This window comes from Micromonospora sp. KC207, from assembly GCF_004348615.1.
GTDB lineage: Bacteria > Actinomycetota > Actinomycetes > Mycobacteriales > Micromonosporaceae > Micromonospora.
Genome location: NZ_SMKJ01000209.1, coordinates 1 through 12,976 on the forward strand (window position 1 = coordinate 1; position 12,976 = coordinate 12,976).

Genomic DNA, 12,976 nt, shown 5'->3' on the forward strand with positions numbered 1-12,976 from the left:
ATCGTCGGGTTCTCGAACAGCCGCAGCAGGGGCAGCCGCACCCCGAACCGGTCGGCGAGCCGCTGCTGGACCACGCCGAGCAGCAGCGACTGGCCGCCGACGTCGAAGAAGCCGGCGGTGCGGTCGACCGCCTCGCGGCCCAGCACGGCGCACCAGATGTCGTGCACGGCCCGCTCGGTGGCGCCGGCCGGCTCCTGCGCGGCCGTTTCCTGGTCGGTCGGGACGGCGGGAGCCGGGTCGGGCAGCGCCCGCTCGTCGATCTTGCCGGTGACGGTGAGCGGGAACTCGTCGACCACGACGACGGCGCGGGGCAGGGCGTACTCCGGCAGCCGCCGGGCGAGAGCGGCGCGCAGGGCCGCCGGGTCGAGGTCGGCGCCGGCCGGGCGGGCGTAGGCGAGCAGTTCGCCGTCGCGGGCGATCGCGCGGACCGCGCCGACGCCCGGCTCGGCGGCGAGCACGGCCTCGATCTCGGTCAGCTCGACCCGGAAGCCGCGCACCTTGACCTGCCGGTCGAGCCGGCCGAGGCAGACGAGGTCGCCGCCGGGCAGCCGCGCCCCGAGGTCCCCGGTCCGGTACGACCACACCCCGTCGGCGTCGCGGCTGAACCGGTCGTCGGCGCGGTCGAGATAGCCGGGGGCGACGTGCCGGCCCCGCACCACGATCTCCCCGGAGTCGTCGGTGAGGTCGAGGTGGTAGCCGGGCAGCGCGGTGCCGATCGGCAGCGGGCCGGTGGCGGCCGGGTCGGCGTCGACCAGCGGCAGCGCGTACCGGGCGGCGAACGTCATCTCCGTCGCGCCGTACCCGTTGACCAGCACGCAGCCGGGGGCGAACCGGTCCCGTCCCCGGGCGACGTCGGCGTGGGTGGCCTGTTCGCCGCCGAGCAGCACCGCCCGGACGCTGGCCAGCCGCCGGTCGCCGAGGGCGTCGAGCAGGAACCGGTAGACGGTCGGGGTGGAGTGGTAGACGGTGACCCGGTGCCTTTCGAGCTGGTCGACGGCGTGGGCCAGCCCATGCCGGCGCAGGTCGACCGGGACGACGGCGGCGCCGGTGAGCAGCGCCGGGTACAGGTCGGGGATGGCCGCGTCGAAGCTGAACGAGGCGAGCAGGCTGAGCCGGTCGTCGGGGCCGATGCCCAGCGTGGCGATCTGGTTGTCGACGACGTGGGCGAGGTTGCGGTGGGATTGCCCGACGGCCTTGGGCAGCCCGGTCGAGCCGGAGGTGAACAGCACGTACGCCAGCGCGTCGGGGTCGACCGGCACGGGGCGCAGCGGCACGGGGGTGACCGCGTCGGTGGTCAGCACGGCGACCGCGGGCCGGTCGCCGGCGAGCTGGTGCTCGGGGCCGGTCAGCGCGGCGGCGAGCCGGTCGGCCAGTTCCTGGTGCTCGGGGGCGGTCAGCACGGCGCGCACCCGCGCGGCGGCGAGCATGTGGCGCAGCCGGTCGGCGGGGAAGCCCGGGTCCAGCGGCACGTACGCGCAGCCGGCGGCGAGCGTGCCGAGGATCGCGGCGACGGTTGGCGCGCCGTGGGGGGTCAGCAGGGCGACCCGGTCGCCGGGGCTGGCCCCGGCGGCGGCGAGCACCGCGGCGTGACCGCCCGCCGAGGCGGCGAGGGTCGCGTAGCTGACCGGCTGGCCGTCGCCGAGCAGGGCCGGCCGGTCCGGAAAGTTGGCCGAACGGTCAGCGAAGCGATGGACGATAGTGTATGTTCCCATGTCAGTGGACGCGAGTCGTCGCACCGCCGACGGGCGCGCAGCATCCATGCATCGCGATCACGATCCCCCCCCAGGACTTCACAATGGATGCAGCATAGGACTCAAGGCCCGAGCAGCAAGATCATCGATCAGAGTCGGACCGAACAGCCGACGGACGCAACCCGGGACGGTCGGCAAGATTCACCCGATCATCCCCCTAGCGCGCACATGAGTTTCAGCCTAAAAACGTACCAGCAAGTAATCTTGCGGCAAAAGCACCTGGTGACCGGCGTTTTTCCTAGACCGCCAGTCCTGATTGGCAGCTCAGGAAGGGCGATGCCGGTCGGGGCGGACGTCGGTCATCGTACGCCGAACGGACGGCCCTGACCGACCCGCCGCGCTCCGCGTCCGCCGCACCGCGCCCGAGTCGACCGACCAGCCGCATCGATGCCGCCGACGGCCCGGCACGACGAACGACCCCCGGCCGGGTAGCCGAAGGCGCCTCAGAGACGGTGCCCCAGTCGCCCCACCGGGCGTGCACAGGATCGCGTTCGCCTGTGGCCGGTGGGACCTCGCCTGTGGCCGCCCGAGCGCCTCGGTGACGGCCCTTGCACCGCATCCGAGCAGCCGGGCGCGGGCGGTGGACATCCTTAAACTACATAGGTAGCCTAAGCCCATGGAGCCGCTGGGACGCATCGGCAAAGCCACCGTCGACGTGCTGGCGGTGCTGCTCGACAGCGAACAACCCCGCTGGGGGTTGGAGATCATCAAGCTGACCGGACGGCCGTCGGGAAGCGTCTATCCGGTCCTGGACCGTCTTGAGCGGGCCGGCTGGGTGACATCCCAGTGGGACGACGACAGCGACCGGCGCGGACCGCGACGGCGGATGTACCGGTTGACGGCCGACGGCGCCGCCGAGGCCCGCCGCGTGTGCGCCCGTGCCGCCACGGAGAGGACGTCGTGGCGACCGTCGTCGCCACGGGTGGCGCGGTGAGTCAGATCCATTTGCGGGTGGCGCTCGCCGTGGTGCGCTGCGCGGCGAGCGTATTGCCCGACGCACGGCAGCGCGCTCGCTACCTCGAACAGTGGCAGGCCGACGTACACGACGCCGCAGACCTTGACCTGTCAGCCCTGCGGCTCGCGCTCGGTGCCGCTGGCGCCGCCGCGCGGATCGCCGCGACCTCCTCGAAGGGATCCACCACCATGCTTCCGATCGGGCCGCTCGCTCTTGCGCTGCGCGTCGTCCACGGTTCCCGCGCCCGTCAGCGCGCTGCCACGCTGGCCGCTCTGCTCGCCCTCGGTCTGCTCGGCGGCATCGCGTTGCTGATCACCGGTTGAGGGCCACCGATCGCCGCCCGGGACCGGGCGGCCCGACCCCAGTCGCCCTTCGGGCCGTGGTGGGGCTCGGCACGCTCCCCAGCTGACCTGGTCGCCTGCCCGGCGCTCCGACACGACCTCGGCCGGCGGCGGGCCGCCCTGACCGCAGTCGGGGCGGCGGCCTTCGTCGCCGCGAGTTTCCTGTTCGTGGTCCACCTCGCTCGCGGCCACCCGACCATGCCGGGTCAGCCGGCGCAGCACCCGCCCGCGCCGGAGTCCACGGTGGCCAGTGGCAGCGCGGCGAGCAGCCCGCCGGACAGGCCGGTGGCCAGTCCCCGGGCCGCCGGCTCCGGGGCGGAGCCGCAGCAGCCCTCCCCGTCGACGGAGTCGGCCGGGTCGCTGCTGCACACCCCGGTCTCGGGCAGTTCCAGCCGTACGTCGCGGGCCGCCGCCCAGTCCCCGGCGAGGGCGGCGACGACCGAGCGGACCTGTTCGTAGCCGGTGGCCATGAGGAACGTCGGTGCGCGGCCGTAGCTCTTCATGCCGACGGCGTAGTAGCCGGGCTCGGGGTGGCACAGCTCGTCGACCCCGTGCGGCGGGACGGTCCCACAGGAATGCTCGTTGGGGTCGATCAGCGGGGCCAGGGCCCGGGTCGCGCCGAGCACCGGGTCGAGGTCGAGGCGCAGCTCGGCGGCGATGCCGTGGTCGGGGCGGAAGCCGGTCGCGGCGACGATCCGGTCGACGGTCACCGACTCCTGCCCGCCCTCGGGGCGGCGCACGACGACGGTGACCCGGTCGCCGGCCGGGTCGAGGGCGTGCACCGAGAAGCCGGTGAGCAGCCGGATCCGGCCCGCCTCAACGTGGGCACGCAGCCGGGAGCCGAGGGCGCCCCGGGCGGGCAGCGCATCGGCGTCGCCACCGCCGTAGGCGCGGGTCGGCGAGGTCGCGCGGATCGCCCAGGTCACCTCCGTGCCGGGCGCGTCGGCGGCCAACTCGGCGAGGGAGAGCAGGGTGTTCGCGGCGGAGTGGCCGGCGCCGACGACGAGGGTGTGCCGGCCGGCGAACCGGTCGCGGTCCGCGCCGAGCACGTCCGGCAGGGCGTGTTCCAGGTACGCCCCGGTCGCCGCCTCGCCCCGGGCCGGCAGGCCGGAGGCCCCGAGCACGTTCGGGGTGCCCCAGGTGCCGGAGGCGTCGATCACCGCACGGGCCAGCAGCTCCTCGCCGTCGGCGAGCCGGACGAGGAACGGGGCCCGCTCGCGGCCGGCGGTACGCAGCCGGTCCAGGCCGAGCCGGCTGATCGCCACCACCCGGGCGCGCAGGCGCACATGCGGCCCGATCTGCGGCAGCTCCGCGAGGGGCCGCAGGTACGCGTCGGCCAGTTCGCCGCCGGTCGGCAGCGCGTCGGGGTCCGGTGCCATCCAACCGCTGTCGGCGAGCAGCCGGCGGGCGGCCTCATCGATGTCGTAGCGCCAGGGCGAGAAGGCGCGCACGTGCCCCCACTGCCGCACGGCCGCGCCGACACTCTCCCCCGCCTCCAGAACGGTGAAGGGCAGGCCGCGCTCGTGCAGGTGCGCGGCGGCGGCGAGGCCCACGGGGCCGGCGCCGATCACCACGACGGGCAGGTCGTCGAGGACGGTCATGGAGAACTCCTGTGTCTCGATACTTATCGAATCAATAGGGTGTAACGTGCCCCGGCACACCGGCGGCGAGGTCAGTCGATGACGGCGCTGCGGCGTTCCAGCAGCACCACGTCGCGCCAGCGGCCGTGGTGCCGACCGACGCGCTCCCGGAAGCCGACGACCCGGAAGCCGGCCCGCGCGTGCAGGGCGAGGCTGGCGACGTTCTCGGGGAAGACGCCGGACTGGATGGTCCAGGTCCCGGCGGCCTCGGTGGCGGCGATCAGCGCGTCGAGCAGCAGCCGGGCGACGCCCCGCCCCCGCGCCGCCGGGTCGACGTAGACGGAGTGTTCGACGACGCCCGCGTAGACCGGGCGGGTCGAGGTCGGCGACACCGCGACCCAGCCGAGCACGGCACCGGCATCGTCGACGGCGACGAGGCGGTGGGCGGCCGACCGGGTCGCGTCGAACTCCGCCCAGCTGGGGGCGACCGTCTCGAAGCTGGCGTCGCCGCCGTCGAGGCCGGCCTGGTAGATGGCGAGGACCCGGTCGGCGTCGGCGGCGACCATGGAGCGGATCAGCAAGCCCACGGCCCTCCCCACCTCTCTCGATATTCGTCGAATCAGAGACTTGCACGCTGATTAGGCAGGTGTCAACCTAGACGCATGCCGAAACAAGCGCCGCCCCGGCTGGACCTCACCGCCGCCCCCTGCTGCGCACCCCTCACGCAGCGGCGGGTGCCGACCGAGATGGCGGCCGCGCTCGCCCCGGCATTCAAGGCACTGGGCGATCCGGTGCGGCTGCAACTGATGTCGATGATCGCCTCCGCGGAGGGCGGCGAGGCGTGCGTCTGCGACCTCACCCCGGCCTTCGACCTGACCGGTCCGACGATCTCCCACCACCTCAGGGTGCTGCGCGAGGCGGGCCTGGTCGACGCCGAGCGGCGCGGCACCTGGGTCTGGTACCGGGCCCGGCCCGGCGCGCTGCGTCAACTCGCGGCCCTGCTCGGGAGCTGACACCCGGCATTCCACTCAGAAAGTTGAGTCAATGACGCGCCCGCCGGCTGCTCGGGCGGGCCGATCGATCGCCCGCCGCTCAGGCGTCGGCGAGGACGTCGAGCAGCAACGCGGCGGTCCAGCCGAACGCGGGCGAGCCGAGCCCGGCGCCGGTGTCGGGGTGGAAGTACTCGTGGCAGCCGGCCGTCGCGACGAGGGCGATCATCGAGTCCCGCAGCCCGGCCGCCAGATCGAGCCGGTGGTGGGCGCGCAGCCCCCGCCACAGCAACCAGTTGAGGTTCTGCCAGCTCGGGCCCCGCCAGTAGCGCAGCGGCTCGAAGTCCGGCGCGGTGCGGTCGTGGCTGGGCAGCGGCCGGTCCATCCGGGCGGCCAGCCCGAACCGGGGCGAGCACGCCTCGGCGAGCAGCGCCGCGACCGGCCGGGCCGGCAGGCCGGGCAACGCCAGCGGCATGAGGCCGAGCGCGGTGCGGGCCGGGACGAGCCGGCCGGTACGCAGGTCCCGGGGGTGGAAGGTGCCGCCGACCGGGTCGTACAGCCGGTCCACCAGGGCCGCGGTGATCCGGGCCGCCCGCTCGCGGTGCGGCCCCGGGTCGGTGCCGATCTCGCGGGCGATCGCGGCGAGCGCATGCTCGGCGAGCCCCAGGGCAGTGTTGACCAGCGGGCACTCCACCAGGAACGGATGCCGCCCGCCCAGCCCGTCGTCGCGGTACCCGGTGGCCCGGTAGGCGTCGACCAGCGCGACGTACCGCGCGTAGTCCAGGTCCGTGGGGCGGTGCGCGGCGTCGGCGTGCGCGGTGTCGTGCCGCCGGTACGCCCGCATCACCGCCGCGTCGGCGGCCACCGCGGCCAGCGGCGCGTCCCAGGCGGGGCTGTTGTCCAGCCCGGACTCCCACGGGTGCACGAGGCAGGCCAGCCCGGCCCCGCCGACGTCTCGCCGGCCGGTGAGGTAGCGCTGCCAGGCGACCAGCCGGGGATAGAGCCAGGCCAGCTCGGCACGGCTGCGCTCCGACGGCGCCCGGCGGTGCACCAGCCACGCGGCGAGCGCGTGCACCGGCGGCTGGATGATGCCGGAGGTGGCCACGGCCGGTGTGCCGGCCGCGCGCGCGGAGTCCCAGAAGTCGGGCCCGGGGAAGTACGACCCGGCCCGCAGCGCGGGGTTGAACACGATGTGCGGCACCCGCCCGTCGGCCCACTGGGCGGCGAACAGGGTGCGCAGCTCCCGCCAGGCCCGGTCGGGACGGACGTGGGCCAGGCCGACGGCGACGAACGCCGAGTCCCAGCTCCACTGGTGCGGATAGAGGGTGCGGGACGGGACGGTGTGGTCGTGCTCCCAGTTGCCGTCGAGGGTGGCCACCGCCAGCCGCCACAGCGCCCCCGCGTCCCGGGCGCGGGCCCGTGCGCCGCCGCCCGCGGCGGTGCTGGTGCTCACGCCGCCACCCGCCGGGGCTCGGCGTGCCGCAGCACGGTGACCGCCTGTTGCAGCGCCTGCACCGGCTCGCCCCGCAGCCGGCACTCCAGCGCCAGCCAGCCCGGGTAGCCGAGGTCCCGCAGGGTGCGCACCAGCGCCGCCCAGTCCAGGTGGCCGGCGCCGGGCTGGTGCCGGTTGGTGTCGCTGACCTGCACGTGCCCGAGGTACGGCGCGGCGGCCCGCAGCGCGGCGTGCACGTCGTCCTCCTCGATGTTCATGTGGAAGGTGTCGGCGGCCACGCGTACCGAGGGCAGGCCGACGGCCGCGCAGAGCGCCACCGCCTCGTCGAGCCGGTTGACCATGTGGTCCTCGTACCGGTTCAGCGGTTCGAGGAACAGGGTGACACCCTCGGCGCGGGCGTGCTCGCCCAGGGTGGCGAGGGCGGCCAGCAGGACCTGCCGGTCGCCGGCCGGCGGACGGGGCGGTTCGAACGGCGGCAGCCGGCGGGAGAACATTCCCCAGGCGGCGGGGGTCGTCACCCCGCTGCCGCCCAGCTCGGCGATGACCGAGAGCTGGGAGCGCAGGTTGCGGACGGCGTCGGCGGAGCGCTCGGGGTCGAAGTCGCCGATGAAGTGGTCCATCTCGACGCAGACCGTCGGCATGACCACTCCGGCGGCGCGGGCCCGGCGCAGCTGCGGCAGCCGACGGGCGAGGGACAGCTCCCCCCGGCCGCGCAGCTCGATGCCGGCGAAGCCGAGCGCGGCGGCGAGGGCGTGCTTGCGGATCAGGTCGGCGCCGGGAAGCAACTGCTCCTGGCAGGCCAGCGGAATCGTCATGGGAACCTCAGCACGACTTGGAGGGCGTCGGCGTCACCGCGGTCGAGCAACGCCAGCGCGTCGGCCACCGCGCCCGCGTCGACGACGTGGCTCACCAGTGGCAGCGGGTCCACGCTGCCCTCGGCCACCAGGTCCATGAAGGTGTGGGCGACGCGGGCACCGGTCCACCGGCCGGCCAGGCCGGGCGCCGGGGCGGGCCCGGAGATCTGGGCCGCGACGAGGTGGATCCGGTTGTGGTGGAACTCCTCGCCGAGCCCCAGCCCGTCGGCGTACCCCTGGTAGAAGCCGGCCGCGACGACCCGGCCGGCGTGGGTCGTGGCACGGATCGCCTCGTGCAACGCCGGGTACGCCCCGGACAGCTCCAGGCAGACGTCGGCGCCCCGGCCGGCGGTGGCCGCGCGCAGCGCGACGGCGGCGGACTCGCTGCGCGCGTCCACGGCCAGCCGGGCGCCGCAGCGGGCGGCGTGCGCCAGCCGGGTGGGCAGCCGGTCGACGGCCACCACCCGGGCGCCCGACAGGACGGCCAGCCGGGTGGCGAGCAGCCCGATGACGCCCTGACCGAAGACCCCGACCCAGTCACCGAGGTGCAGGTCTCCGGCCAGGACTGCGGTGAGCGCGATCGCGCCGGGGCGGGCGAAGACGGCGGCGATCGGGTCGAGCCCGGCGGGCAGGGGGTGAACCGCGTCGGCGGGGAGCACCGCCTCGGCCCGGTGGCCCCAGATGCCCCAGACGGCCTGGCCGGGGTGGCGTCCGACCACGTCGGGCGCGATCTCGACGAGGTCGCCGACCTCCTCGTAGCCGAAGCCGGCGAGGGGGTACGCCGGCGGCGCCTGGCGGGGGACGAACATCCGGGTGGCGTCGTCCCAGTCCTTCGTGAGGCGGGGGTTGGTGCCCCGGTAGAGGGTCAGCTCCGTGCCGGCGGAGATGCCGGAGTAGCGGGTGCGGACCCGGACCTGGCCGGGGCCGAGCGGATCGCGGGGGCAGGGCTCGAGGCTGACCCTGCGGGGCCCGGCGAGCGAGACAACCCAGTTGACCATGAGTCACATCCCGGTAGCACTGGGCTCCAGTGTAGAGCAAAAAATCGGCATATGTCTTGTTATTGATCAATCGAAGGTGTTGGATGCCTCTTGTGCCCTTCGAGAGGAGTGCCACCCATGCCGCCACCCTCGATGCGGAAGCCGCGACGGTCCGCCATGCGACTGCTCGCCTCGGCCCTGATCCTGTCAGCGACCAGCGCCTCCCTGCTCGCCTGCGGCGACGACCGGGCGGACGACGAGGCGACCCTCACGGTCTGGAGCCTGGAGGACGTCACCGACCGGGTCACCGCCACCAAGGCGATCATCGCCGACTTCACCGCCCGCACCGGCACCAAGGTCGACCTGGTCACCGTCGCCGAGGACCGGTTCCCCGCCCTCATCGCCACCAGCGCGGCGGCCGGCGAGCTGCCCGACGTCGTCGGGTCGGTCTCCCTGGCCGGCGTGCGCACCCTCGCCGGCAACGAGCTGCTGCACCCCAGCGCCAACGGCGAGATCGTCGACGCGCTGGGCCGGCAGACCTTCTCTCCCCGGGCGCTGGAGCTCACCGCCGACGGCGGCCGGCAGCTCGCCGTGCCCAGCGACGGCTGGGGTCAGCTCCTGGTCTACCGCAAGGACCTGTTCGCCGCCGCCGGGCTGCCCGCCCCCGACACGTACGCGAAGATCGCCGCCGCCGCGGCACGGCTGAACACCGGCGGGGTCGCCGGCGTCACCGCGGCCACCGCCGAGGGCGACGTGTTCACCCAGCAGACCTTCGAACACCTGGCCCTGGCCAACAACTGCCAGCTCACCGACGGGGCCGGGGCGGTGACCCTCGACTCGCCCGAGTGCGTCGAGGCGTTCCGCTTCTACGGCGACCTGATCCGCACCGCCTCCGTCCCCGGCGCGCAGGACGTCGACACCACCCGGGCCACCTACTTCGCCGGCCGGGCCGCGATGCTGATCTGGTCGCCGTTCATCCTCGACGAGCTGGCCGGGCTGCGCCACGACGCCCGACCCACCTGCCCGCAGTGCCGGGCCGACCCGACGTTCCTGGCGCGCAACAGCGGCTTCGTCACCGCGATCACCGGCCCGAACGCCACCGGGCCCGCCCAGTACGGCGAGATCAGCTCCTGGGCGGTGCTCGACGGCGCCGCCGACCCGGCGGCCTCCCTCGTGCGGTACCTGCTCGACGACGCGTACCCGCGTTGGTTCGGCATGTCCCACGAGGGGCGCTTCCCGGTCCGCCGGGGCACCCCCGCCGAGCCGGAGAAGTTCCTCACCGCCTGGAACGGCAGCCCGGCCGGCGTGGACCGCCGGCGGCCGCTGGCCGAGGTGTACGGCGACGACGTGCTCGCCGCCCTGCGCCGCAGCCCCGACACCTTCGGCCGGTGGGGCCTCACCCAGGGCCAGGGCGAACTGGTCGGCGCGATGCTCGGCGAGCTGCCGGTGCCGGAGGCCCTGGCCGGCGTGCTCTCCGGCCGGTCCGAACCGGCGGCGGCCCGGCGGGCGCGCGAGGACGTCGAGGCGATCAAGGCCGGGGTCAATTGACCAGCACCGCGCCGGGCCCCGGCCGCTCCCCCACCCGGGGACGGTCCGCCCGGCCCGGCCGTCGCCCGCCGACCCTGCGCCGCCGCGAGTCCCGCGCCGGCCTCTCGGTCGTGCTCACGCTGCCCGTCGTGCTGCTCTTCTTCGCCGGCGAGCGGCTGCTCACCGAAGGGCTGACCGGCGGGGCGGAGAAGGGCTGACCCCGCCGGGCCACGTCGGGGTCCGCCCCGGCTAGCGTGGGGTGATGGCGAACCCGACCCGCTGGGTGACCGACACCGGCCCCGAACACTCGCAGTGGTACGTCGACCGGTTCCGCCGGCTGGCCGCCGAGGGTGCCGACCTGGCCGGCGAGGCCCGGCTGCTGGACGCGATGGTGCCACGGCACGCCCGCGTCCTCGACGCCGGCTGCGGCACCGGCCGGGTGGGCGCGGCGCTGCACGCCCAGGGCCACACGGTGGTCGGCGTGGACGCCGATCCGGTGCTGATCGAGGCGGCCGGCAGCGACCATCCCGGCCCCCGCTGGCTGGTTGGCGACCTGGCCGAGTTGGACCTCGCGGCGGCCGGGGAGCCCGAGCCGTTCGACGCCGCCGTGCTGGCCGGCAACGTGATGGCGTTCGTCGCGCCCGGCACCGAACGGCGGGTGCTCGGCCGGGTCGCCGCGCACGTGCGCCCCGACGGCGCGGTGGTCGTCGGCTTCGGCACCGACCGGGGGTACCGACTCACGGACTTCGACGCCGACGCGGTCGCCGCCGGCCTACGCCTGGAGCACCGCTTCGCCACCTGGGACCTGCGGCCGTGGCGCGACGACGCGGACTTCGCGGTCACCGTGCTGCGCCGCCCCACCTGAGCGGCCCCCGATCCCCGGCACGGGCCCACGCCCGCGCCACGGGCCTCTCGACCGCCTGCCGGGAAAAGTGAGAAGGGGACCCTTCTGGACCGCAGGCGTTAACAGGGTGCCCTTCCTTGCGCACCTCAGGCGACGGCCCTGGCCGCCGCCGGGTCGAGCGGGCTGCCGGCCGGCACCAGGCTGACCAGGCCCGCGGGCAACCGGACAGGCCGCACGTCCCGGTAGCCAAGCATGCCGAGCACCGCGGGGTCCGCCAGCACGTACCGCCGACCGAGGTCGGTGACCACGGACAGCGCGCCGCCGGTGGCCCCGGGGGCTGCGGTCGACTCCACCACGGCGCCACGCCCAGGCTCGACCAAGACGTGATCGGCGACCGCCGACCCGCCCACGGCCTGCGGGCCGTCCGACAGGTCGGGCAGGGCCGCGCCCAGGCGCACGTCGCTCACGCCCGCGTCGTCGGTGACCCGGACGCAGAGCGCCCCCGGGTCCGCCGCGGCGAGCCGGGGCGGGCTCGTCGGTGGGGCGGCGGGCCCGCTCGGCGCCAGGTCCGGCAGCTTGGGCAGGGCGGCGAACCGGCCGAGGGTCATCGCCTCCGGCTCGCCCTGGCCGGTGCGGGCCAGCAGCAGGCTGGCCTGCAGCTCGGTGATGCCGGCGAGGCCACCGGCGAGGGCGACGGCGTACTGGCGGCCGCCGCCGGAGTTGCGGACCAGGAAGACGTGGCCGACGTTCGCGCCGGACACCCGGGGCGAAGGCTGGCCCAGGGCGGGCAGGTCGAGCGGGGCGAGGTCGGCGCCGGCCGGGATGCTGTTGATCAGGGCGGGCGCGGCGGGCACCGCCCGCTGCGGGGTGGCGGCGAGCGCGGCGAGCACCCGGCCGGCGTCTCGCAGCAGGTATCGGCGGGCGTGCCAGACCAGGTGCAGGCCGCCGTCGGGGTGCTGGAGCAGGATCGCGTCGTCGCCCGGGGCCCGGCCGCCGGTGGCGTCCACGCCGATCAGCACGGCCGACCAGGCGGCGGCGCGCTCGGCTCCGGCGGTGACGGCCGAGCAGACCGTCCAGCCGGTCGCGGAAAGCCGGGCCCGGTCGGGCAGCGAGTCGGGGGCGTCGGGGATCCCCAGCGGCAGCCCGCGCGGCACGCCCTCGATCGAGCGGCGGGAAACCAGCACGGTCTTCGGGCGCTCGGCCCCGATGATCAGCAGCGCGGAGGCGTAGTTGAGCACCGGATGCAGCTTCTGCTCACGGTAGACGAACCGCGCGCCGGACTCCTTCTCCACGATCACCGCGCTGGCGTCGCGCCACTTGGTGCCGCCGCCGGCGAACAGCCCGTAGAGGGCGAAGCCGCCGAGGGCGATCGCGGCGACCAGGACACTGGCCAGCCCGGCCCCGGCCAGCCGCCGAAACGGCGACCGCGCGGGATCGGTCTCCCGCATCACCAGGGCCGCGACCGCCCGCTGGACGGTGAACTGGTACGAGTGAAGCTGGTCCTGCCGCGACGGCATGCGGTCCCCTCCGACGGGTTGGTCGGGGCACAGGATAAACGCTGCGTCGATCCTCCGAGGACCCTGCGTCGCCGTCCGGGCCGGCCCCGCCGTTCAGACGCCGCAGCCCGCCCGCGACCGGGGCGAGGACCCGGGGATGACCGAGGAGGAGCTGGAAAAGCTCTTCCTAGCCCTCTCCTAGCCCCTCC

The 12,976-nt window shown here is 75.3% G+C and carries 13 protein-coding genes; 6 read left to right on the forward strand and 7 right to left on the reverse strand.

The genetic code is table 11. The features are described from left to right. A partial coding sequence (locus tag E1258_RS22870) for a non-ribosomal peptide synthetase (protein ID WP_132404735.1) occupies positions 1-1,712 on the reverse strand: 1,712 nt, incomplete at its 3' end. 655 nt (positions 1,713-2,367) lie between these two features. On the opposite strand from E1258_RS22870, the gene E1258_RS22875 reads away from it, so the two are divergent. Continuing rightward, positions 2,368-2,685 carry a helix-turn-helix transcriptional regulator gene (locus E1258_RS22875; RefSeq protein WP_132404737.1) on the forward strand — a complete coding sequence of 106 codons (318 nt, stop codon included), beginning with the start codon at positions 2,368-2,370 and terminating at the stop codon, positions 2,683-2,685. Then, positions 2,652-3,029: a hypothetical protein gene (locus E1258_RS22880; RefSeq protein ID WP_132404739.1), complete on the forward strand. Its 378-nt coding sequence runs from the start codon at positions 2,652-2,654 to the stop codon at positions 3,027-3,029. Before E1258_RS22875 ends, E1258_RS22880 begins: the two co-directional genes overlap by 34 nt. 224 nt (positions 3,030-3,253) lie before the next feature. On the opposite strand, the gene E1258_RS22885 is transcribed toward E1258_RS22880, so the two are convergent. Both E1258_RS22885 and E1258_RS22890 read right to left on the reverse strand, forming a co-directional pair. Then, positions 3,254-4,648, reverse strand: a complete 1,395-nt coding sequence (locus tag E1258_RS22885; protein WP_132404741.1) for an FAD-dependent oxidoreductase — start codon at positions 4,646-4,648, stop codon at positions 3,254-3,256. A 71-nt stretch (positions 4,649-4,719) separates the two neighbouring features. After that, complete coding sequence (locus E1258_RS22890) at positions 4,720-5,193, reverse strand: GNAT family N-acetyltransferase (RefSeq protein WP_132404757.1); 474 nt, start codon at positions 5,191-5,193, stop codon at positions 4,720-4,722. A gap of 96 nt (positions 5,194-5,289) precedes the next feature. Between E1258_RS22890 and E1258_RS22895 the strand changes: the two genes are divergently transcribed. Continuing rightward, the gene (locus E1258_RS22895) at positions 5,290-5,640 is read left to right on the forward strand and encodes a metalloregulator ArsR/SmtB family transcription factor (RefSeq protein ID WP_132404743.1); all 351 of its coding nucleotides are present in this window, start codon (positions 5,290-5,292) and stop codon (positions 5,638-5,640) included. A 79-nt stretch (positions 5,641-5,719) separates the two neighbouring features. Here E1258_RS22895 and E1258_RS22900 read toward each other — a convergent pair whose 3' ends face one another. From E1258_RS22900 to E1258_RS22910, 3 genes are read right to left on the reverse strand one after another with little or no spacing between them, the layout of a single operon-like run. Further along, on the reverse strand, positions 5,720-7,069 hold the full coding sequence (locus E1258_RS22900) for a hypothetical protein (RefSeq protein WP_371688666.1): 1,350 nt from the start codon (positions 7,067-7,069) through the stop codon (positions 5,720-5,722). Then, positions 7,066-7,884 carry a sugar phosphate isomerase/epimerase family protein gene (locus tag E1258_RS22905; RefSeq protein WP_132404745.1) on the reverse strand — a complete coding sequence of 273 codons (819 nt, stop codon included), beginning with the start codon at positions 7,882-7,884 and terminating at the stop codon, positions 7,066-7,068. Before E1258_RS22905 ends, E1258_RS22900 begins: the two co-directional genes overlap by 4 nt. Beyond that, complete coding sequence (locus E1258_RS22910; protein ID WP_132404747.1) at positions 7,881-8,921, reverse strand: zinc-binding alcohol dehydrogenase; 1,041 nt, start codon at positions 8,919-8,921, stop codon at positions 7,881-7,883. The genes E1258_RS22905 and E1258_RS22910 overlap by 4 nt, the downstream gene beginning before the upstream one ends. Before the next feature lie 117 nt (positions 8,922-9,038). Between E1258_RS22910 and E1258_RS22915 the strand changes: the two genes are divergently transcribed. The 3 genes from E1258_RS22915 to E1258_RS22925 are packed head-to-tail and all read left to right on the forward strand — an operon-like array spanning position 9,039 to position 11,292. Further along, entirely contained in the window at positions 9,039-10,448 is a 1,410-nt protein-coding gene (locus E1258_RS22915; protein ID WP_243715628.1) for an ABC transporter substrate-binding protein, read from the forward strand. Further along, entirely contained in the window at positions 10,445-10,645 is a 201-nt protein-coding gene (locus tag E1258_RS35095) for a hypothetical protein (protein ID WP_132404749.1), read from the forward strand. The genes E1258_RS22915 and E1258_RS35095 overlap by 4 nt, the downstream gene beginning before the upstream one ends. Before the next feature lie 44 nt (positions 10,646-10,689). After that, entirely contained in the window at positions 10,690-11,292 is a 603-nt protein-coding gene (locus E1258_RS22925; protein ID WP_132404751.1) for a bifunctional 2-polyprenyl-6-hydroxyphenol methylase/3-demethylubiquinol 3-O-methyltransferase UbiG, read from the forward strand. 125 nt (positions 11,293-11,417) lie between these two features. Here E1258_RS22925 and eccB read toward each other — a convergent pair whose 3' ends face one another. Then, positions 11,418-12,788, reverse strand: a complete 1,371-nt coding sequence (gene eccB / locus E1258_RS22930; protein ID WP_132404753.1) for a type VII secretion protein EccB — start codon at positions 12,786-12,788, stop codon at positions 11,418-11,420. Between the last annotated feature and the right edge of the window lie 188 nt (positions 12,789-12,976).

Coding starts and splice junctions, on each gene's coding strand:
- E1258_RS22905 (WP_132404745.1), bottom strand. CDS start 7,884: ATGACGATTCCGCTGGCCTGCCAGGAGCAGTTGCTTCCCGGCGCCGAC.
- E1258_RS22875 (WP_132404737.1), top strand. CDS start 2,368: ATGGAGCCGCTGGGACGCATCGGCAAAGCCACCGTCGACGTGCTGGCG.
- eccB (WP_132404753.1), bottom strand. CDS start 12,788: ATGCCGTCGCGGCAGGACCAGCTTCACTCGTACCAGTTCACCGTCCAG.
- E1258_RS22925 (WP_132404751.1), top strand. CDS start 10,690: ATGGCGAACCCGACCCGCTGGGTGACCGACACCGGCCCCGAACACTCG.
- E1258_RS22890 (WP_132404757.1), bottom strand. CDS start 5,193: ATGGTCGCCGCCGACGCCGACCGGGTCCTCGCCATCTACCAGGCCGGC.
- E1258_RS22895 (WP_132404743.1), top strand. CDS start 5,290: ATGCCGAAACAAGCGCCGCCCCGGCTGGACCTCACCGCCGCCCCCTGC.
- E1258_RS22915 (WP_243715628.1), top strand. CDS start 9,039: ATGCCGCCACCCTCGATGCGGAAGCCGCGACGGTCCGCCATGCGACTG.
- E1258_RS22910 (WP_132404747.1), bottom strand. CDS start 8,921: ATGGTCAACTGGGTTGTCTCGCTCGCCGGGCCCCGCAGGGTCAGCCTC.
- E1258_RS22885 (WP_132404741.1), bottom strand. CDS start 4,648: ATGACCGTCCTCGACGACCTGCCCGTCGTGGTGATCGGCGCCGGCCCC.